The organism is Isoptericola sp. NPDC057391 (genome assembly GCF_042668085.1).
Classification (GTDB): domain Bacteria; phylum Actinomycetota; class Actinomycetes; order Actinomycetales; family Cellulomonadaceae; genus Isoptericola.
In genome coordinates this window covers 16437-36407 of record NZ_JBHVBO010000025.1, presented here as the reverse complement: position 1 = coordinate 36407, position 19971 = coordinate 16437, and the positions used below count along the sequence as shown (strand labels likewise).

Below are 19971 nucleotides of genomic sequence, written 5' to 3'. Positions count from 1 at the left end.
AGGACGACGTGCGCCTCGCCGAGCTCGCGCTCGCGCGCGCCGACCGCGCCCCGTCGAACTCCGAACGGGGTGTGAGCGCGTCAGCCCTGCGCCGCACCGTCGAGTGGTTGGGCTCGAACGACCCGGCACGGCGAGCTCTCGCCCGAGTCGAGCTACGGCTCAACGACGGCTGGCCGGTCGAGCTGGTCGTCGACGAGCTCGCCGCCGAGCTCGCACCCGGCCACCTCGCCGCCCCGGGGCACCTATGGCGCATCGTGTCCGGCTACCTCGACCGGATCGCCGCGGACGGCGCCCCGACCCTGTACGGCGTCGACGCGCACGAGTACCTGCGACTGAACGTGAGCCCGGCCGAGCTACACGCCCGCGAGGAACACCTCGCCGGCTACCCCGGCTCGCCCGAACCGCCCGCAGCACACGTCGCCTACCTGCTCGTGCTCGTCGCGCTGCGCCACCACCGCGCCCGTGCGCAGCTCTCCCGGTTCCTCCTGCTCGTCGCCGCGCTGCTCGCCGCCGTCGACCTCGCAGCGTCGGCCCGCGACGAGCTCGCCAACAACGAGCCGTCGCCGGCGCCCGACCCGCCCCCGCCGCACCTCGCTGTGCTCACCGATTGCGTACTCACGGCCGCTCCCCCGCACCTGCGGGCGCGAGCGACGGCACCCGCTGCTGCCTGAGCGACCACCGGCCCGCCCACGCGCGCCGCCTCGCGCCCCTTGTCGCCTGCCCGGCCGGCAGATTCGACGCAAGGGACCTCATCCGTGAGCAACACCGACCCGACCCCGAAAACCCCATTCCCGCCCGCGGGCGACGTCACCGACCCCGACAAGCTGCTGCGCGTGGAGGAAGCCGCCGAGCTGCTCGGCATCCACTGGCAGACGGTGCACAAGCTCATCCGTGCTCGGCGCCTGCCCGTGGTCAAGATCGGCCGGCTCAGCCGCGTCCGTCGACGAGATCTCGACGAGTACGTCGCCGCCCAGACGATCCCCGCCGTCCGGGACGCCGGATGAGCGGGCCGGTCATGACGTCCCCCGACCATTCCGCACCGCCCCGCCGGCAACGCCGGGTGCTCGTGACGGGCCCTCACACTGCGGCTGTCGTCACCCGCCGACGGGCGCCCGGCGACGTCGTGCTCGACCTCGACGCCGTACACGCCGCCGTCGGCGGCACTCCCGGCCCCGGCCGGCTCGTGGCGCTGTCTGCGCTGCACGCCGCCCGGCAGCGCGTCGAGCGGCTGCGCGACGTCGACACGGTGTGGCTCGTGCACCCCACCCCCACGGGTGAACAGCTACGCGGGTATCTCGCCGCCGGGTACGAGCTCGTCGACACCGGGCCGCCACACCCGGAAAAGGGGTGCGGCGGTCCCGAGGGCACCGGGACCGCCGCCAACGTCAATTCGGCCGCTACCAACGGGCACGACGACCGGACCAGTATGCCGGTCGTCATGGCTCGGCGGAGGTGATCGGTCGTGACCACCGAGCCGACGAGGATCGGGGCCGCGGCATCCGTGTTCACCAACCGGCGCCGCACCACGCCCCCGGCGCCGGACACCAACGACGCCGGCCGCGGGACACGCGACCGGCACGAGACCCGGCGCGATCCCGACGCGCGTGTCTTCAACGATGCCGTCGTGTATTGGGCATTCCGGCAGGACGACCTACCGAGCGACCGACGCATCGGCGCCGGGAACGTCAAGGTCGTCCTCGCCGCGCTGGCGACGTTTGCCGACTGGCGCGGCATAACGAACGTGTCGCCGCGCACCGTCGCCGAGGCGTGCGCGCTCACCACGAGGGACGTGCGCAACGCCCTCGACCTACTTGAAGGGAGCGGACACGTCGTTGTCGTCGGCGCGAAACGATCAGGCCGAGCGGCCGAGCGGTTGATCGGCCCGAGCCGTACCGAAGAGCTCCCCATCTATCGGACCTCGCGGGATACCCCGCGTGGCTCGCTATCCACAACGTCGCGGGATAACCCGCAAGGCTCGCTATCTCAACCTCGCGGGGAACCTCGCGGGAAACCTTGCGGGGAACCTCGCGGGATATCCCGCACCGAACTAAACAGAACAGAACAGAAGACGCACGCGCGCCCGTGCGCGCACGGGCGCGACGCCACCACGTGCCCGCACTGTCCGGGCGGGCGCCTCGCCTACCTCGAAGACGGGCCCGACTCCGCCGGGCTCGACGCTCCGCCGGGGTGGTCGTGATGACGCCCCCCGGCACCCCTCCCGACGGACCCCCCGGGGGGTGCGTGCACGGTGTACCCCCGGGGGGTGCACTGCCTGCCGTGCGGCTGCCGAGCGGGGGCGCCCGCCGGCGTGCGCGCACGGATACCCGGTGGCGAGCTGCCCGCACTGTCCGGGCGGGCGCCTGGCCTACCTCGACCAGCTCCCCGGAGCTGCCGAGACCCGGGCGCGCGACGAGCGCGCGGCCAGCTCGCGCCGCCGACCAGCTCGCCGGCCCGCCGTCGTCGAGCTCGACGACGAGCTCGACGAGCACGAGAGCGAACCGCCGTCGTCGGAGCGTGAAATTATGAGCGCGAGGCGCGAGACCGGGACCCGGGCTTTTTTCCGGGTGCGGGCCGGCTCAGTACACCCCGAGGTTCTCCCGTCTCTCTCTAGACCCTCAACAAAACGGCGGAATTCCGCCGTTTCCGCGGGGGTCGACTCGAAAACCCGGGGAAGTCCCGGCACGACCCCGGCCCACCCCGGGCGGGGGCAGCTCGACGGCTTGACGACCCGGCCGCGCGCCGGCCGGGGCCGGCTCGTTGCGGTCGGCGCGCGCCACGGCCGCCCTGCGGCGCCCGCCGTGGCACGCACGACGGCCGAGCCCGCTGGCCGGCCGAGCCCGCGGGCGCGCGATCGCCGTACAGGACCCGTAACCCCTCTGTCGGGTATATCCGTCGCGCCGGGCAGGGAACGGCCGCCAGGGCGTCGCACGGCGCCCCTCAGCGGGTGCCGTGCGTCCGTTGTGTCCCTGCTGCGGAACGGGATGCCGGCCGTTCGGGGTGCCGGGCTGTCGGCGTGGTGACCGCTCATGCCGGCGCCGAGCTCGGCGTCGAGCTCGACGCCGAGACCGCGCGCCGCGTGCATGCCGTCGTCGTCGAGTGGCTTGTCGACCGGCTCGCCGACCCGAGCTGGCGCGCGCGTCGTGACGCCGGCTCGCAGGCTCGCGCGGCGCTGGACGATGCCGACCGCCTCGCCGTGTGGGTGGCCGTTGCCGGTAGCGGCCACGATCCGTTGCCGGTGGCCGACGGGTGGTGGTCGAGTGCTGACGTGGCCGAACAGACCAACACCCCGCACCGCACCGTGCGCCGGCACATGAGCACCGGCCGGTGGCCGTCGGCACGCCGCCGCGCCGGCCGGTGGTTCGTGCGGCCGGCGGACGTGCTCGACGAGCTCGACCAGTTCGACCGCACCCCGAGCCGTGCACACGCGACCCGTGACCCCCTCGCGGAGCGGCTGCCACCCCGTGACGCCGTACACGACGCGCTGCTCGGGGTGCTGGAACGCTCCCCGCGCCCCGGCACCCCGGCCGAGCGTGCCCAGCTCGCCGGCCGGCTGCGGTTCGAGCGAGCCCGTGCCCGGCTCTACCGAGAGCGCCGCGACCGCCAGCTCACGCACCCGACGCCGACCCCGACCCCCGAGGGAGAGACCACCCCATGACGACGACGCACCCCGCACCGCCCACCGAGCCCGACGTCGACGGGGCACCGTTCCCGCCCGCGCACTACCCGCACCGCGACTGGACCGACGACACCGCCGACCCGTTCCACGTCCCGCGCGAGCTGCGCGACGACTACGCCGCGGCGAGCCCACCGGCCGAGCTGCGCGACGCCTACTGGCGCTCGGGCGCGGTGCGCGAGCACACGTTCGGGTGGGCCGAAATGATCGAGTGGGCCCGGGACCACGGGAACATCACCAGATCGGAAGCTGCACAGCTACGCGCACGCAACTACGGCGAACGGCTGTACCGAAAGCTCGTCGACGCCGCCGACGGGGCGCGGTCTGTCGGGCCGACCGGCGGCGACGAGGGCGACCCGCTGCCCCGCGGTCTCGTCGTCGGCGACGAGACCGCGCTCGTGTTCACGGTGCGCGAGCGCGTCACCGGCCCCGACGGGTTCGCGGAATGGATGCACGGCGAGCGGCTAGAGCTCGCCGCACGCGCCCATCGCCGCCGGCTCGCCGACGCCGAGCGCGAGGCACGCCGGCGGGCGGAAGTCGAGCGCTGGACGCGCGAGCACACGTGCCCGAGCTGCGGCCAGCTCGACGAAATCGAGCTCCTGCCCGTCGCCGCCCCGGGCCCCGTCGCTGCCCGCGCCCGGCTGTGCACGCTGTGCCGCGCGCACGCCGAACGACTCTTGCTCGACGCCGAGAACGTCGACGGCCGGCCGCGGCGCGAGCTCGTCGCCGACCACCTGCGGACCCTCGAAGGGAGGCGCTCATGAGCACCGGATACACCCCCTGGCCGACCGCCCACACCGTCACCCACGACGACCACGGCGAGCACGACCGCCGGATGCTCGCCGGCGCGCTCGGCGGACGGATCGACGACGTAGCCGCGGCCGGCGAGAGCACCGCCGGCGCCGTCGACCAGCTCGCGGCCGAGCACCGGCGGGTGCAGACGTTCGCGCAAGCTCTCGCGGCCGGCATGAGCCCCGAGCGTGCCCGGTCGCTGCTCGGGTTGCCCGCCCGTCCCGAGCCCGTCGCACCCGAGCCCGTCGTCATCCCGCAGGACAACGGCATCCCGCTCGTGGTGTACCCCGGCGAGCACGTCGGCGCCGGCATCCTCCACCGGCGCTGACCGCCGGCCCATACTCCGCGCCCACTGCCCGATGCGACGCCGCCGAGATCTCACCGGGCTGCGGTTCGGCACCGTAGTCGTCCTCGACGACCCCGCGACCCCCGGCGGGCGCACCGCGCTGTGCCGGTGCGACTGCGGGCGCATCGTCGAGCTCTACCGCGACGGCCTCACCACCGGCCGCACGCTTACGTGCGGCGACCGGTGGGAGCATCGCCGGCAACCCCTCGTTACCTACGCGGACGCTCACTGGCGCGTCAGGCGGGAACGCGGGCTGGCCCGCGCGCACTTCTGCGTCGACTGCGGGCTGGCGGCGGCACACTGGTCGTACGACCACACCGACCCCGCCGAGCTTGTTGAGCTGCGGTATTTCGGACTGTCGACCTACTCACTCGACGTCGATCGTTACGAGCCACGTTGCGTGTCATGCCACGCACGTGTAGACCGAGCGCGGCGAGCTGGCCGGATACTGCGCGCGCCCGCTGTCCAGCCCGTGCAACAGGAGCTCTTTTCGACTGTGCGGGACTTTCCAACTTCATGAACGGCGCCCCGACCGGCAAGGCGCCTGCAAGGGCAATCTCAGTGGCCCCCTACGAAGATGCGCGCTTCTTGATGTCTACGATGACCGCCGAAAGGCGCGCCTCGACCCATGTCGATATTCGCATTTTAAGGCTCTCGGTCACGACTGGGCGCATTTCACGAAGCCATACCTCAAGTCGATCCCCGTCGGTCGAAGGCACAATAAAATCGACCACCGCTGACGGGTCCACCTTTACATAGATGGGCAACCCGTGCCGAATGTCAAATTTCACGGGCCACGAGGATCTGGCCCAGATCATCAATCTGCCGTCCGGGCCTATGTCCGAGTATCCCTCGGGTGGGGGAACTTTATCCGCGATGCCTGCTTCACTGTGCACCGGGCCGACCTCCACCTGAGGCGGCAGCGAGAGTGCCGCGATCTGCCGCTTGAGCTCCGAATCTATATTGTTCCGAAGCCTGCTAGCAATCGATACCATCTCCGCAAACCCTGCATCAATCCCGAATATTTCTGTCAGCTCGGCCACGCTCTTCGCCAGCGACGGGCCAGCCCGCAGCGAGTTTCGGACGATGTTCACTGCGTCAAGCACACGTTCTTCCGTAAATACTACGAATGGCATAGGGTCGCCGGCGTCTGCTGCTTCCAGCGCATCAAGATACTCGTCTCGCTGATCAGCGAAGATAACCAATGGCACCCCCGGCGAGCGGTATAGGAATACGCTAGCGAGCGCCCTCGCAACGCGGCCGTTCCCGTCCGCGAACGGATGAACACAGACAAACGCATAGTGCGCATAAGCTGCCTGGACAACTGGATGGGCGGCCCTGAACTCCTCAGATCGCAACTCGACAACCAGGCGAGCCATTTCTGGCCCCGTGTCCGCGACCGAGGCATAGGCGTGGACCTTTCCCGTCGACGCGCTAGTCGGACTATTAGGAAGCAGCTTGTACGCACCTCGCGCTAGGGCGCGATCTTCCGGCCCGTTCGAAGTGTACACGCGATACGTGTCCTGGCTCGCACAGACGACTTCATGGAGGTTTCGAATCCACATCTCCGATATGGGCGTGGAATGAGTTGTAGCATTCAGCACGAATTCATAGGCACTAATGGCATCCTCGATCGCGCGCTTTACTTGCTCACCTCGTGTTTGAAGCGCGGATTCCCATGCAGCGGCTTGCGTCGCAATCGTACGTGTGAACCCGCGATCGACGGTGTAAAGCCCCTCGATCGCTCCAGTGTCAACCGCTGCAAACCTTGTTGCCACGGCTAGCGCGTTGTCCAATTGCTCCTGAGTCGCTTTGGACCGCGACTGTTCCAGAAGTGCCGCATACTGATCGGCGACGCGAGAGTCAAATTCGGCCGACAGCCAATCGACAAATGATGGAAACGGAGTATACGGTTCCGAGTCAGGCATTTCCTCGATCACTCGACCTCCTAGGCGCTATCACAAGGCGTCCGGAGTCTCTCAGAGCGGGACACATTCCGCAGGACGAACACGCCGGGCAAGCAAGCAATCCGCAGAGGATGAATTCCAACGCGGCGCCCAAGGGCGTCCAGCGCTCGTCAACCTCGCCGACGCCGCACCCCCGCTCGCCGCTCACCCAGCTCCAGTCGAGTTGTGGACAGACCGGCGCCACCAACGGGTGGCACGGCGTGACCTAACGTGACCTAGCCTGCCCTCACGAGGGCTCATCTCGACTCACTGCGGCTCACGAGGCAGCTACCATAGGTGCAGGTCAGCACGCCATTCGTGCTGGTCGACAAATCATCCGATACCTCGTCAAGCGAGATTCCCAAGCTGACAGCGCGGGTTCGATTCCCGTCACCCGCTCCATCGCGAGGCCCGGACCGTTCGGTCCGGGCCTTCGTCGTCCCGGACCGGCCGCTCGCCGCGGTCGACGGGACGACGACGGCCGGCGCCGATACGTTCGCAGGCATGAGTCTCGCGTCCCGCCTGCTGCACACCCGCTGGTTCGTCCGCGCGCCGATCGGCCTGTTCCGGGCGGGCCTCGGCTTCCTCGCCGGCGGGCGCCTGCTGATGATGCAGCACCGCGGGCGCCGCAGCGGGGAGCGGCGGTACGTCGTGCTCGAGGTGGTCGCGCGGCCGGCGCCCGACCGCGCGGTCGTGGTCGCCGGGCTCGGGCCGCGGTCGCAGTGGTTCCGCAACGTGCAGGCCGACCCGCGCGTGCTGGTGTCCATCGGCACGCGGCGCGACGTGCGGTCCCGGGCGGTCGTGCTGGCCCCGGACGACGGCGCCGCGGTCCTGCGCGCGTACACCGACGCGCACCCCGGCCCGTGGGCGACGCTCCGCCCCGTCCTCGCCGAGTGGGCCGAGCCGCTCGCCGCCGGGCAGGGCGAGGCGGACTGGCGGCGGGTCGTGCCGGTGGTCGAGCTGCACCTCGCCTGAGCGACGCGACGCCGCGGTTCACCCGCCGTACCGGGGGCAAGCCGGTGCGCGCGTGCATAGGCTGCCTCGCACGCTCGACGCCGCGTCGAGACGGCCGCCCGACGCCGGGCGAGGACGCCCCGGGGGGAACCATGCAGGCACGCGCGATCACCGTCGCCGCCCTCGTCGCCACGGCGCTGCTGGCGGAGCCGCTCGCGGCCGTCGGCGCCCCGGCGTCGCCGGCCGCCGCCCCGAGCACCGTCGCCCCGCGCGCCGTCGCCCCGGTCGGCACCGCCGTGCCCGACCCTGTCGCGCCCGAGGCCGTCCTCGACGACACCGTGCGGTGGCAGTCCGCCGTCACCGGGCCGGACCTCTCGCGCACCTCCGTCCGCGCCCAGACGGACCGCAGGGTGCACCGCGTGGACGTCGCGGTCGCGACGCCGCACTGGATGTCGAAGAAGCGGGCGGCGCAGCTGGTGCGCGACGCCGACGTCGACAGGCTGCTCGCCAAGGTGTCGGCGTACTGGTCGACGCAGTCGGGCGGGCGCGTCCGGTTCGTGCGCTCGTCGGCCATCGAGCGCGTCGAGACGGGCGACGGCTCCTGCACCACGACCCGGCGCATCGTCAAGCAGGTGAACCGCGGCGGGCGCGCACACTACGGCGCGGGCTGGATGGGCTCCAGCACGCGCGGCCCGGGCAGGCGCGAGCACCTCGTGGTCCTGTTCCCCTACCTGCGCGGCGACCGTCCCGGCGGGCCGCGGGAGACGGACACGTGCGGCGGCACGCTGGGCCTCGGCTCGCTGCCGAGCAGGGCGAGCCGCGACAACCCCGGCGCCTGGTCGTTCTCGCTGTTCGGCGGGCCGGACGGCGCGACCCCCAGCTCCCGCTTCCGGCACGCCCAGTACCGGACGGCGGTGTCCACGCTGGCGCACGAGCTCGGGCACAACATTGGCCTGGAGCACTCGGGCGTCGGCTGGTGCACCGGTGGCGTCCCCGACCGCGCGTTGACGTCCTCGCGCTGCGGCGCCGTCGAAGGGCTGGACCCGATGGACCTCATGGGCGCCGACTTCGCGGCCGTCGGCACCGCCCCGCTGTCCGGCGCGCAGCGGAAGCGCCTCGGCGTGCTCCCGGCGTCCGACGTCGTCACCGTCACGAAGAAGGCGGGGGCCCGGACCGTGAAGCTCGACGCCCGCCACCGGACCACCACCCGGCCCACCCTGCTGCGCGCCGTCGACCCGAGGACCGGGCAGTCGTACTACGTCGAGCTCCGCCGCCCGTCCGGCGCGCGCTACCCGCACCTCGGCGGCATGCCGTGGCGGGCCGCCGGCAACTACACCGTCGCGTACGGGGTCACGGTGAGCAGGCTCGGGCGGCAGGGCTCCACGTGGGCGTACCCCGGCGAGCACCTGATCGTGCCGATGGGCGCGGAGTCCCGGCGGCACTCCCACCTGCGCCACGGCTCGTCGTTCACCACGCGCTCGGGCGCCCTGCGGATCACCGTGCGCTCCGCGTCCGACGGCGTCGCGAAGGTGCGCGTGACGTTCCCGCGGACCTGACGCGCGCCGTCGGCGCCGTCAGCGACGGGTGCGCGGCCGCAGCCGCACGTCGGGCAGCGCCGGCGCGCGCAGCGGCCCGCTCGCGTACCCGTGCACCTCGCCGAACCGGCGGCCGGCGGCGCCGGGGGCGTAGCGGGTGGGCGTGCCCTCGCCGTCGTCCGCGACCTGGGCCATCCAGTCGGCGCGTGCCCGCGCGACGTCGTCGTGCGTGCGCCCCACGAAGTTCCACCACATGACGACGTCCTCGGTGAACGGCTCGCCGCCGATGAGGACGGCGCGCACGGGGGACGCGCCCGCCGTCACGACGAGCCGGTCGGGCCCGGGGGCGACGTAGCCGAGCTCGGCGGGCGGCACCGTCTCGCCCTCGAGGGCGGCGTCGCCGGCGTCGACGAGCAGGGCGTGCTCGAACGCCGGGTCGGTCCCCAGCGTGACGCCGCCGCCCGCCGGCAGGTCCAGCTGGGCCCCGACGATCGGCGTGTACGTGCGGGCCGGCGACACGAGCCGGTCCCCCGCGACCTCCAGCGCGCCCATGAACACCTGCACGCGCGCGCCGTCCGTCGTCGCGACGGGCAGGTCGCCGTGGTGCTCGAAGTGCGGCTCGGACGTGCGGTCGGCCTCGGGCAGCACCGTCCACAGCTGGACGCCGTGCAGCAGGGGCGGACGCCCCTGCGCGGGCGACTCCTCCGAGTGCGAGATGCCGACGCCGGCGGTCATGAGGTTCAGCTCGCCGGGACGCACCGTCTGCAGGGAGCCCACCGAGTCGCGGTGCAGGATCTCGCCCGCGAACAGCCACGAGACGGTCTGCAGCCCGATGTGGGGGTGGGGCGGCACCTGCATGCCGGCGGACGCCGAGACGTCGTCCGGGCCGTAGTGGTCGCAGAAGCACCAGGCACCGACCAGCGAGCGCTGCCGCTGGGGGATGGTGCGCCGCACGTTCATCGCGCGGGGGCCGCCGAGCGGGACGTCGCGGGCGGTCAGCAGCTCGACGCCGGCCGGCCGGTCGCCGGCGGAGCAGGTGCGCTCGGCCGGGCGGGTCTCGAGGTTGCTCATGGCCCGAGCGTAGGCCGGGCGGCACGACGGCGAGAGCACACGGCCCGGACGTGCCGAGGCCCCCCGGGGCGGCCGGGGGGCCTCGGAGAGAACCGCGTACCCCTGATCGACGGTCCCGGGGACCAGGGGTGCCGTGGCGACGTCACGACCCCGACCGCTCGCCGTGTCCCGTCGAGGCCTGGTGCGTCGTCGCCTCTCAGGAACGCGTTCTCCACGAACAGCCGGACGCGGGTGGTCTTCCGGCCCCGTACAGGCACCTGTGTCGTCACCCACAACCCGCACCGCGGTACGGGACGGCCCGTCGTTCTCCGGTCGACCGTGTCCCGTGGAGCGGGCAGGCGACCGCCCTCTCGGGTGATCGTCGGCCCGGCCTCCGCAAGACCGGTACGCACGTTTCTAGACCTGCTGCGGGAGCGGTGCAAGGGGTGCGGGGCAGGTTTTCCGGGTGGATCCTTCGGCCACAGGCTCGTCCACAGGGCGACCCGCGGAATCCCCACGTCACCCACAGCCCTGTGGAAGAAATTTGTGGACGACGCGCCGGGCGCGACACGCCCCGCCCGACCCTCGCGCCCTCGCACCGCCCGCGACGGGGCCGGCGCCGGCCCGCCGGTGGCGGCACGCGATCCGCAGGATCTCGCGGCTCGCACGAGGCTCCCGTCCGCTAGGCCCGGTCCCGCCGGACGGCTCGCCGCGTGCGCTCGCGCAGCGTTCCACGCTGAAACGTCGCAGGTGAGGGACCACGGGAGGTCGCGCTCCCATCCACCTCGCCCTGTGGACAGGGGCTGTGGACAGCCTCTGTGGACGACGCCCCTCACACCCAGGCGCGCGACCCCGGCGTCGGGGGCACGCGCCGCAGCTCCAGCCCACGCGCCGACACCTCGAACCCCGCGTCGTCCACGACGGCTCCGCCCGCCCGGCCGTGCAGCAGCGTCGCGGCCCTCGCCAGCAGGGCCCGCGCCCGGTCCCGGGCGATCACGTGCAGCCCCGACGGGTCGGAGACCTGCAGCTCGTACGGGTCCTGCGGCCGCCACGCCAGGCGGACGACGGTCGTCGGGGCGCCGTCGGGCCACGTCCGGGCTGCGAGCGCGCGCGGCAGCCCGGCGGCCGCCTCCTGGGTGACCAGGAGGTCGCCGTCGTACGCCGTCCGGGCCAGCACCCGGTGGCCGGGACCGTCCGGCACGGCCTCGAGCGTCGAGGTGGCGACCACGGCCCGCACCACCTCGAGCAGCTCCTCGGCGGGCACCGGGCGCCCCGGCCAGACCGACAGGTCGACGGAGGCGCCCGGGTCGGGGCGCAGCACCTGCCGGCCGTCGGCGAGCAGCAGCCCCGAGGCGCGCCGGGCCACCGCGACCGCCCAGCCGACGAGGCGCAGCTCCTCCCCCACGGGCAGCGCCGCGGCGAACGCCCGCGCGATCCCGTCGCGGTCGTCGTGCACGGCGGGCCGGCCGCCCCGGGAGTCGAGCGCGCCGTCCGCACGGCCGAGCGCCCAGGCGTCCGCCGGGTGCGCGCACCCCAGCACTGCGGCCGCGTCGCCGTCGAGCGGGAAGGGCCCGGTGGCACGGTGCTCCTCGCCCAGCCGCAGCACCCCCGCGGTCGGCCGGGCCGCGGCCCGCACGCCGTGGAACCGCGCCCCGCCCGCGGGGCGGACCGGCGCCGCCGCGGTCGGCGCGGTCAGCCAGCGGACGTCGTCGAACCAGGCCGCGGCCCACCCGAGCAGGTCCTCGCCCGGGCCGCCGTCGCCTGCCGGGCGCGGCACGACGAGCACGTGGTCGGAGGTGTGCTCCGCGGGGACGAGCGCCGGGACCCTGGCCATGGCGCGGACCGTACCGGCCCCGCCGTCACCCGCGTGTCACGACCGTGTTGCGAACGTGTGACCTGCGAAGACGTGAGGTGACCGCCGTCAGGCGCGCACGTCGTGCAGGTGGTGCACGATGTCGTGCAGGAAGTACTGCCCCAGCGTGCGCACGGTGAAGACCGAGCCGTTGGACCGGCGGCCGGTGCGCTCCGCCTCGCCGGGCGCGACGGCGTCGAACGACGCGGCGACGGCCGCGCCGTCGGCGTCGAGCTCGTCGGCGAGCACGGCCGGGACCTGGTGGGCGTAGTCGCCCTCGAGCGCCGCGACGTCCTGGTCCCAGTTCGCGAACGCCGGGTCGTCCTCGGCCAGCATCAGCGCGAGGCGCTCGTCGAAGATGCGGAAGACGTCGCGCACGTGGGCGGCGTACTCGAGCGTCGACCAGACGTCGGGCCGCGGCCGCTCGGCGACGTCGGGGCGCCCGAGGGCCGCGCGCCAGCGGGGCAGCGTCCCGCGGACGGCCGGCCCGACGTCCGCCGGCTCCACGTCGGCGGCCGCGAAGCCGCACTCCGGACAGGGGCGCTGCAGCACCCAGGTCCAGTCCTTGGTGTCGGGAACGATGCCGTCCGGCTGAGCGGTGGGGTCGGTCACACCCGAACCCTAGCGTCCCGAGGTGCTGACAACGGATGCCTATGATGTCAGCATGCCCAAGATCATCGGCAAGAGCCTGCACGAGCACCGCCAGATGACCCGGCACAAGCTGTTCACCGCCCTCTCGACGCTGATGTCCGAGAGGGGCTTCGACTCCGTGACGCTGGCCGACATCGCCACGGCGGCCGGCGTCGGCCGCACCGCGGTCTACAACCACTTCCCCGACAAGGAAGCGCTGCTGCTGGGGTTCATCACCCACGAGACCGAGCAGTACGCGCAGACCCTCGAGCGGGCCCTCGCCGAGGTGGACGACCCCGTCGAACAGCTCCGGACGTACATCCGCCAGCAGGCCCAGCTCACCCGCGTCTTCCACCTCGCCCCCGGCCCGGACCTGCGCACCGTGCTCTCGCGCACCACGCAGGCGCGGCTGCGCGAGCACGCGGAGATCGTGGAGTCCATCCTCAAGCGCATCCTGCGCGCGGGGATCGCGGAGGGCGAGTTCCCCGAGCAGGACATCGAGCCGACCGTGCAGCTGGTCAACGCGTGCCTCTCGGGCCGGCTCATCCCGGACGACCCCGCCGCGCGCGAGCGCGCAATCCGCGCCACCGAGGCGTTCGTGCTGCGCGCCGTCGGCGCCCGCGTCGCCGTGGCCTGACGGCCTCGCCGCGCCCGGCGCCTACCAGGCGTCGGCGGGCAGGTGGTGGTGCTCCGGCGGGGGCGGCTGGTACGGCTCCGGCACCGGCGCGAGGTGCGCCCGCGCGAACTTCAGCGCCGCCTGCAGGTCGGCGTGCCGCTCGCTCGCCGTCCGCGCCTTCCGCGTCGAGATCTCAACGACGACGTCGCCCGCGTAGTCGCGCCGCGACAGCTCCTCCAGCACCTTGTCGCAGGCCATGTCGCCGCGGCCGGGCACCATGTGCTCGTCGCGGCCCGACGCCGTGCCGTCGGCGAGGTGCACGTGCCGCAGCTTGTCGCCGAAGCCGTGCACCAGCGCGAGACCGTCCTGGCGGGCGATCGCCGCGTGGGAGAGGTCGAGCGTCACGGCGTCGTAGTCGTGGTCCGCGGGGTCCCAGCCGGGCAGGTAGGCCTTGAGCTCCCGGTCGCCGCGGGAGCGCGGCTTCCACGGGTACATGTTCTCCACCGCGACCGTGACGCCGTCGGAGTCGTTGAGCTCGTGCACCAGCTCCTGGAACTGCCGGGCGTACTTGTACTGCCAGCGGAACGGCGGGTGCACGACGACGGTCGGGGCTCCGAGCTCGCCCGCCATGTCGACGGAGCGGCGCAGCTTGTCCGCGGGCGACCGGCCCCACACCCGCTGGCTGACCAGCAGCGTGGGCGCGTGCACCGACCGGATCGGCACCCCGTGGTCGTCGGACAGCCGCCGCAGCTGCGCCGGGTCCTGCGTGGCCGGGTCGGCCCACACCATGACCTCGACGCCGTCGTACCCCAGCTCGGCCGCGACCTCGAACGCGAACGCCGCGCGGCGCGGGTACACCGAGGCGGTCGACAGCGTCACGGGGACTGCCTGTGCTTCGCGCGGTTCGGCCATGCTTCGCACGATAGCCGCCACATCTGAACGGACGCTGACAACCGGCTGTCCCCCGGCGGCGCGCCGACGTCGTCCGGGCGACCGATAAGGTCGCGGGCATGGTGCGTGCGGTGGTGTTCGACGTCGGCGAGACCCTCATCGACGAGACCCGGATCTGGACCCGCTGGGCCGACCGCCTGGAGGTGCCGGCCCTGACGTTCCTGGGCGTGCTCGGCGGGTGCGCGGCCCTCGACCTGCCGCACCGGCGCGCGTTCGAGATGGTGCGCCCGGACCTCGACGTCGCCGCCGAGATCGAGCGGTGGGCGGCGGACGACCCGGCCGGCCTGCGGGAGAACTTCGACGCCGACGACCTCTACCCCGACGTGCGGGAGGCGCTGGCCGCGCTGCGCGCCGCGGGTCTCGCGGTCGTCGTCGCGGGGAACCAGCCGCCCCAGGCCCGCGCCGCGCTCGAGGCGATGGACCTGCCCGTCGACGCGATCCGCACCTCCGACGAGTGGGGCGTGCAGAAGCCCGACCCGGGGTTCTTCGCGAAGGTCGCCGAGCTCACCGGCGTCCCCGCCGCCGAGATCGCCTACGTCGGCGACCGCCTCGACAACGACGTCCTGCCCGCGGCCGACGCAGGCATGATGCCGATCCTGGTCCGGCGCGGCCCGTGGGGCTTCCTGCACGCGGAGCGGCCCGAGGCGGCGCGCACCACCGTCGTCGACTCCCTCCTCCAGCTGCCCGCGCTCCTCGCGGGCTGAGCAGCCGCTACGCTCGCGCGCGTGCTCACCAAGACGGCGGTCTCCGACGAGCAGGTCGTCGCGCTGCTCGCGCCGCTCGGGGTCGTGCGTCGCGTCGCCCCGCTGAGCGGCGGCCTGTTCGCGAGCGTCCTGCGCGCCGACCTCGCCGACGGGCGGACGGTAGTGGTCAAGGTGACCGGCGCGGACACGTCCCGCCTGCTGCGCTACGAGCACGGCGTGCTGGGCACCGAGGCGGCGGTCGACCGCATCGCCCACGCCGCCGGGCTGCCCGTGCCGCAGGTGCTGCACCTCGACACCACCCGCGCCCACGTGGACGGCGACGCCCTCGTCACGACCTTCCTCCACGGCGACCTGTGGAGCACCCTCGAGCTCGACGAGGCGACCGCCGCCGGGGCGCGCCGCTCGCTGGGCGGCCTCATGGCCCGCCTGCACCGCCTCGCCCGCGACGGCGACGGCGACCGGTTCGGCTACCCGGCGCCCGAGGCCCGGCTCACCGCCGCCACCTGGCCGGACGCGATCGCCGGCATGGTCCGCGCCGCCCTCGACGACGCCGCGCGCTGGGGCGTCGACCTGCCCGCCGGCCGGCTCGTGGCCGCCGTCGAGCGACACCACGACCTGCTCGCGACCGTCACGACGCCGCGGCTCGTGCACGCCGACCTGTGGCCCGGCAACCTGCTGCTCGACCCCGTCGACCGCACGGTGGTGGGGGCGCTCGACGCCGAGCGGGCGCTGTGGGGCGACCCACTGTTCGAGCTCGTCGGCGCGGACCAGCTCGGCGCCGGCGCCGTGGACGCTGACCTGCTGGCCGGCTACCGGGAGGCCGGCGGGGACCTGGGCGTCGGCGACGGCACGCCGGGTTCCGGCGACCCGGACGCCTGGCGGCGGCTGCGCCTCTACCGGGCGTACTTCGCCTGCCTGCTGATCGTGGAGATCGTGCCCCGCGGGTACTCCGGCGACTGGGTGGCCGGGCACGTGCGCACCGCGCGCGCCAACCTGCAGCGGATGCTGGACGAGCTGGACGCCTGACGCGTCAGGTCCAGCCGAGCCGGCCGAGGGCGTTGAGGGTGAGGAACACGCCCAGCCCACCGAGGGCCCAGCCCGTCAGCTCGACGGCGTTCTTGGACAGCCACTTCTCCAGCCGGGCCAGCAGCGGCTCGACGAACCGGGCGGCGGCCAGCCGGCCGCCGAGCAGCAGCAGCGCGGGCAGCACCATGACCACGCAGTACGCGGCGAGGACGCCGAGGCTCGTGCCGGTGCCCAGGTCGGACGTCGTGATGAGGCCGATCGCCGCCAGGTACGGCAGCATCGTCCCGACCTCGAGCGCCGCCGCGCCGAGCGCCAGCCCCAGCAGCGGCAGCAGCGACGCGCGCGGCGCCGCGACCGTCGACGTCGGGCCGGGCAGCATGCCGGGCACGGCGCCGTCGGGCGCCGTCGTGCCCGCCCCGCCGGCCCCCGCCTCGACGCCCATGGCCCGCGCCCGCCAGCGCACCAGCTTCCCGGGCCGCGAGCCCTGACGCGCGGCCCGCGCCTCGGCCTTCTTCCCGTCGAAGCGCCAGCTGATGGCGAACAGGAAGACGCCGAGGGCGAGCTGCAGCAGCATGACCGGCCGCGAGTCCAGCGCGTCGCCGTACCGCTCGAGCAGGGCGCCCGCCCCGAGCATCACCACGATCCCCACCACGAGGTAGAAGCCCGCCACGGTGCCGAGGTAGGCGAGCAGCCGCGCCGGGCGGGGGCGGCCGGGCGCCATGAGCAGCCAGACGGGGATGAGCAGCGTGCCGAAGCTGGTCGAGTCGATCAGCGCCAGCACGACCAGCGCTCCCGCGAGCACGCCGAGGCCCGCGCCTTCCAGCCCGCCGAGGTCGATGAGGTCCATGCCCACGATCCTCGCGACGCACCCCCGACGCCGTCGTCGCCCGAACGAGTGATCCTGCGCGGGCCGGTCGCGCCCCGCACGGATACACCCTTCGACCGACCCGGCGCGCGCCGCCCTGTGCTGGGATGGGACGGTGACCACCGACCCCGCCGCGCCCTCCCCCGACCGGGGCACGAGGGCGGGCGGCACGACCTGGTGGCGGACCGTCCTGCGCGCGCTGCGTGTGCTCGTGACCGCGGACGACCGGCGCGGCGACGTCGTCACCGCCGTGACCACCTTCGTCCTCGGGTGGCTGCTGCTCGAGGTGGGGCTGGTGGACATCGTCCGCTGGGAGCCGGAGCCGTTCGGCCCGCCCGAGCCGTGGTGGCGGGTGGCGCTGCTCGCGGCCGGCTGCGCCCTCATCCTGGTCAAGCGCACGCACCCGATGCTCGCGCTGGCCGGCGGCGTCGCGGTCACGCTCGTCGACCTGTCGTGGGGCGGCAGCCTCGCCGTCGTCCTCGTGCTGTGGGACCTGCTGTACGGGGCGGCGCTCTGGGCGGGGCCGCGGTCGCGCGCCTGGCTGTGGGGCACCGCCCTGGCCGTCGTCGTCATCGGCTCCGTCGCCGCGGGGGAGGCCGAGCGCGACGTGCGCTACTTCGTGTACACGGCGCTGCAGCTGGGGGCGGTGCTGCTGGTGCCGATGTGGTGGGCCGACAACGTGCGGCAGAAGTCGGAGCTCGCGGAGCTGGAACGGGCCCGGGCGGACGAGGCGGCCCGGGCGGCGGAGCTCGAGCGGGAGCGTGCCGCCGACCTCGAGCAGCTGTCGGCCGCGCAGCGGCACGAGGCCGTGCAGGCCGAGCGCGCCGCGATGGCCCGGGACCTGCACGACGTCATCGCCTCCCACCTGTCCACCATCGCCATCCACTCGGGCGCGGCGCTGTCGACCCCTCCCGACGCCGGTCGCGACCGGGCGGCCCTCGCCCAGGTGCGCGAGAGCGCCGTCGCGTCCCTGACGGAGATGCGCGCGATGATCCAGCTGCTGCGGGCCGACGCGCCGCGCGACCCGCTCGCCGCGCCGGGGCGGCTCGACCGGCTCACCGACCTGGTCGACGCCGCCCGGGCGTCCGGGGTCGACGTCGTGGTCGAGGACCCGCGCGGCGTCGCGGGCGACCCGCTGCCCGCGGCCGTCGGGCAGGCGTTGCACCGGATCGCCCAGGAGGCGCTGACCAACGCGCGCAAGCATGCCCCTGGCGCCGCCGTCCGCCTCCGCCTGGACCGGGAGGTCGAGGGGCCGGGCGCCGTGACCCTGCGGGTCGGCAACGGGCCGGGTGGCCGGCCGGCGGCGGACGCGGCGCTGAGCGCGGGCACCGGCCTGCTGACCATGCGCGAGCGCGCCGAGGGCCTGGGCGGAACCTTCGCCGCGGGTCCGGACGACGACGGCGGGTGGGTCGTGCTGGCCCGCGTGCCCCTGGTGGAGGAGCAGCCATGACGACCGCCGACCACGGCCCCGTACGCGTGCTGATCGCCGACGACCACGCCGCGATCCGCGCCGGGCTGCGCATGCTCCTGGACGCCGCGGACGACGTCGAGGTGGTGGGCGAGGCCGCCGACGGCGACGCCGCGGTGACCAACGCCCGCGCCCTGCGCCCCGACATCGTGCTCATGGACCTGCGGATGCCGGGCACGGACGGCATCGCCGCCACGCGCGCCATCGCCGCCGAGGGCCTCGCGGACGTCCTCGTGCTCACCACGTTCGACCTGGACGAGTACGTGGACGGTGCGCTGCGCGCCGGCGCCGCCGGGTTCCTCCTCAAGTCGGCGGAGCCCGCGGCCCTGCTCGACGCGGTGCGCCGCGTGGCGGCCGGCGACGGCGTCCTCGCGCCCGAGGTGACCCGGCGCGTGCTCGCCCAGCTCACGGGGGCAGCGGCGCCGGCCGTCCCCGCCGGACCCGCCGTGCGGACGGCGCCGGACCGCGGCGACCCGCGCCTGGCTGACCTCACCCCGCGCGAGGTGGACGTGCTCGGCGCGCTGGGCCGGGGCCTGTCCAACCAGGGCATCGCGGACGAGCTGGTGATCACCGAGGCCACCGCCAAGACCCACGTCTCACGGGTGCTGGCCAAGCTGGGCGTCGTGTCCCGGATGCAGGCGGCGATCGTCGCGCGGGACACGGGCCTGGCCTGACGCCGGCCCGACGCGGCTCAGTGCTCGGGCGCGAGGCCCTGGCTGCGCACCACCCGCGCGGCGTGGGCCGCGGCCGCCGCGAGCGCCTCGGCGAGGTCCGCCCCGCGCAGGTGGGCGTCGAGGAAGCCGGCGAAGAACCCGTCGCCCGCGCCGTTGGTGTCGACGACGGCGTCCACCCGCTCGGCCGGGACGTCCACGAAGCCGTCGGCGGTGAGCGCCGTGGCGCCGCGGGCGCCGTGCGTGCACACGACGAGCCGGGCCCCGGCGTCGAGCCGCTCCGCCATGAACGCGCGAGGGTCCGCCAGCCGGTCGGAGCTGAGGAACACGTGCGTGCCCGCGCCCACCCACGGGCGGTGGAAGTCCGCGACGCCGTCGTAGTCGTGCAGGTCCACCCACACGTCGCGGCCGCGCTCGGCGGCCGCGGCCAGCACGGGGACGGAGTGCGCGGCGAGGTCGACGACGACGGCCGCGGCGGCATCCACCGCCGCGAGCGTGGCGTCCCACCCGGGCCCGGCGGCGGCGACCTCGCCCGGCGCGCGCAGGTAGACGGACAGCCGGCCGCCGCCCGGGTCCATGAGGTTGAGGTGGCTCTCGGTGCGGCCGTCCGGGGAGGGCTCGGCGAGCACGCGCACCCCGGCGTCGTCGAGCACGCCGCGCACGCGCGCGCCGTCCTCGTCGTCCCCGAGCACGGTGCGCAGCACGACGCCGCGGCCCAGGCTCGCCAGGTTGAGCGCCTTGCCGGCGGACGTGCCGCCGACCGTGTCGTACGCGCCGCGTGCGAAGACGGTGTGCGGCGTCGGGTCGGGCAGGGCGTCGAGCTGCACGATGCGGTTCCAGGACACGGGGCCGGCGACGAGGACGTCGGATGTGGTCACGCAGGAACCCTAGT

The 19971-nt window shown here is 74.2% G+C and carries 21 protein-coding genes; 14 read left to right on the top strand and 7 right to left on the bottom strand.

Going from position 1 to position 19971, the window contains the following annotated elements:
* From ACFUVW_RS06000 to ACFUVW_RS05970, 7 genes are all read left to right on the top strand, one after another.
* Positions 1-671, top strand: a 671-nt coding sequence (locus tag ACFUVW_RS06000) for a hypothetical protein (RefSeq protein ID WP_430570437.1), incomplete at its 5' end; no start/stop codon positions are given.
* An 84-nt stretch (positions 672-755) separates the two neighbouring features.
* A complete protein-coding gene (locus tag ACFUVW_RS05995) occupies positions 756-1004 on the top strand; it encodes a helix-turn-helix domain-containing protein (RefSeq protein ID WP_430570436.1) in 249 nt (82 codons plus the stop codon).
* Between the two features lie 119 nt (positions 1005-1123).
* On the top strand, positions 1124-1456 hold the full coding sequence (locus tag ACFUVW_RS05990; RefSeq protein ID WP_430570435.1) for a hypothetical protein: 333 nt from the start codon (positions 1124-1126) through the stop codon (positions 1454-1456).
* A 6-nt stretch (positions 1457-1462) separates the two neighbouring features.
* Positions 1463-2197, top strand: coding sequence for a hypothetical protein (locus ACFUVW_RS05985; RefSeq protein ID WP_430570434.1), 735 nt, complete (start codon positions 1463-1465; stop codon positions 2195-2197).
* Between the two features lie 819 nt (positions 2198-3016).
* Complete coding sequence (locus tag ACFUVW_RS05980; protein WP_430570433.1) at positions 3017-3655, top strand: hypothetical protein; 639 nt, start codon at positions 3017-3019, stop codon at positions 3653-3655.
* Positions 3652-4437: a hypothetical protein gene (locus ACFUVW_RS05975; RefSeq protein ID WP_430570432.1), complete on the top strand. Its 786-nt coding sequence runs from the start codon at positions 3652-3654 to the stop codon at positions 4435-4437. The genes ACFUVW_RS05980 and ACFUVW_RS05975 overlap by 4 nt, the downstream gene beginning before the upstream one ends.
* Positions 4434-4793 carry a hypothetical protein gene (locus tag ACFUVW_RS05970; RefSeq protein ID WP_430570431.1) on the top strand — a complete coding sequence of 120 codons (360 nt, stop codon included), beginning with the start codon at positions 4434-4436 and terminating at the stop codon, positions 4791-4793. Before ACFUVW_RS05975 ends, ACFUVW_RS05970 begins: the two co-directional genes overlap by 4 nt.
* A gap of 587 nt (positions 4794-5380) precedes the next feature.
* Here ACFUVW_RS05970 and ACFUVW_RS05965 read toward each other — a convergent pair.
* Positions 5381-6751: a Fic family protein gene (locus tag ACFUVW_RS05965; protein WP_430570430.1), complete on the bottom strand. Its 1371-nt coding sequence runs from the start codon at positions 6749-6751 to the stop codon at positions 5381-5383.
* Between the two features lie 510 nt (positions 6752-7261).
* Between ACFUVW_RS05965 and ACFUVW_RS05960 the strand changes: the two genes are divergently transcribed.
* Entirely contained in the window at positions 7262-7732 is a 471-nt protein-coding gene (locus tag ACFUVW_RS05960) for a nitroreductase family deazaflavin-dependent oxidoreductase (protein ID WP_430570429.1), read from the top strand.
* Positions 7733-7863: 131 nt separating this feature from the next.
* The gene (locus ACFUVW_RS05955) at positions 7864-9267 is read left to right on the top strand and encodes a hypothetical protein (RefSeq protein ID WP_430570428.1); all 1404 of its coding nucleotides are present in this window, start codon (positions 7864-7866) and stop codon (positions 9265-9267) included.
* Positions 9268-9285: 18 nt separating this feature from the next.
* On the opposite strand, the gene ACFUVW_RS05950 is transcribed toward ACFUVW_RS05955, so the two are convergent.
* The 3 genes from ACFUVW_RS05950 to ACFUVW_RS05940 all read right to left on the bottom strand — a co-directional run bounded on the left by ACFUVW_RS05950 (position 9286) and on the right by ACFUVW_RS05940 (position 12760).
* Positions 9286-10317, bottom strand: a complete 1032-nt coding sequence (locus tag ACFUVW_RS05950; protein ID WP_430570427.1) for a pirin family protein — start codon at positions 10315-10317, stop codon at positions 9286-9288.
* A gap of 811 nt (positions 10318-11128) precedes the next feature.
* Positions 11129-12130, bottom strand: coding sequence for a hypothetical protein (locus ACFUVW_RS05945; RefSeq protein ID WP_430570426.1), 1002 nt, complete (start codon positions 12128-12130; stop codon positions 11129-11131).
* Positions 12131-12217: 87 nt separating this feature from the next.
* Entirely contained in the window at positions 12218-12760 is a 543-nt protein-coding gene (locus tag ACFUVW_RS05940) for a DinB family protein (protein ID WP_430570425.1), read from the bottom strand.
* A 52-nt stretch (positions 12761-12812) separates the two neighbouring features.
* Here ACFUVW_RS05940 and ACFUVW_RS05935 point away from each other — a divergent pair, with 52 nt between their 5' ends.
* Positions 12813-13415 carry a TetR/AcrR family transcriptional regulator gene (locus ACFUVW_RS05935; protein ID WP_430546419.1) on the top strand — a complete coding sequence of 201 codons (603 nt, stop codon included), beginning with the start codon at positions 12813-12815 and terminating at the stop codon, positions 13413-13415.
* A 21-nt stretch (positions 13416-13436) separates the two neighbouring features.
* Here the strand turns inward: ACFUVW_RS05935 and ACFUVW_RS05930 are convergent, their stop codons facing one another.
* Positions 13437-14306, bottom strand: coding sequence for a sugar phosphate isomerase/epimerase family protein (locus ACFUVW_RS05930; protein WP_430570424.1), 870 nt, complete (start codon positions 14304-14306; stop codon positions 13437-13439).
* 98 nt (positions 14307-14404) lie between these two features.
* On the opposite strand from ACFUVW_RS05930, the gene ACFUVW_RS05925 reads away from it, so the two are divergent.
* Both ACFUVW_RS05925 and ACFUVW_RS05920 read left to right on the top strand, forming a co-directional pair.
* Positions 14405-15049 (top strand): HAD family hydrolase, encoded by a 645-nt coding sequence (locus ACFUVW_RS05925; protein ID WP_430570423.1) that lies wholly within the window; start codon positions 14405-14407, stop codon positions 15047-15049.
* Positions 15050-15070: 21 nt separating this feature from the next.
* A complete protein-coding gene (locus ACFUVW_RS05920; RefSeq protein ID WP_430570422.1) occupies positions 15071-16075 on the top strand; it encodes a phosphotransferase family protein in 1005 nt (334 codons plus the stop codon).
* A 4-nt stretch (positions 16076-16079) separates the two neighbouring features.
* Here ACFUVW_RS05920 and ACFUVW_RS05915 read toward each other — a convergent pair whose 3' ends face one another.
* On the bottom strand, positions 16080-16922 hold the full coding sequence (locus ACFUVW_RS05915; protein WP_430570421.1) for a GAP family protein: 843 nt from the start codon (positions 16920-16922) through the stop codon (positions 16080-16082).
* A gap of 133 nt (positions 16923-17055) precedes the next feature.
* Here ACFUVW_RS05915 and ACFUVW_RS05910 point away from each other — a divergent pair, with 133 nt between their 5' ends.
* Both ACFUVW_RS05910 and ACFUVW_RS05905 read left to right on the top strand, forming a co-directional pair.
* On the top strand, positions 17056-18390 hold the full coding sequence (locus tag ACFUVW_RS05910; protein ID WP_430570420.1) for a sensor histidine kinase: 1335 nt from the start codon (positions 17056-17058) through the stop codon (positions 18388-18390).
* On the top strand, positions 18387-19082 hold the full coding sequence (locus tag ACFUVW_RS05905; protein ID WP_430570419.1) for a response regulator: 696 nt from the start codon (positions 18387-18389) through the stop codon (positions 19080-19082). Before ACFUVW_RS05910 ends, ACFUVW_RS05905 begins: the two co-directional genes overlap by 4 nt.
* Positions 19083-19099: 17 nt before the next feature.
* On the opposite strand, the gene ACFUVW_RS05900 is transcribed toward ACFUVW_RS05905, so the two are convergent.
* Complete coding sequence (locus ACFUVW_RS05900) at positions 19100-19957, bottom strand: carbohydrate kinase family protein (protein WP_430570418.1); 858 nt, start codon at positions 19955-19957, stop codon at positions 19100-19102.
* Positions 19958-19971 lie beyond the last annotated feature (14 nt).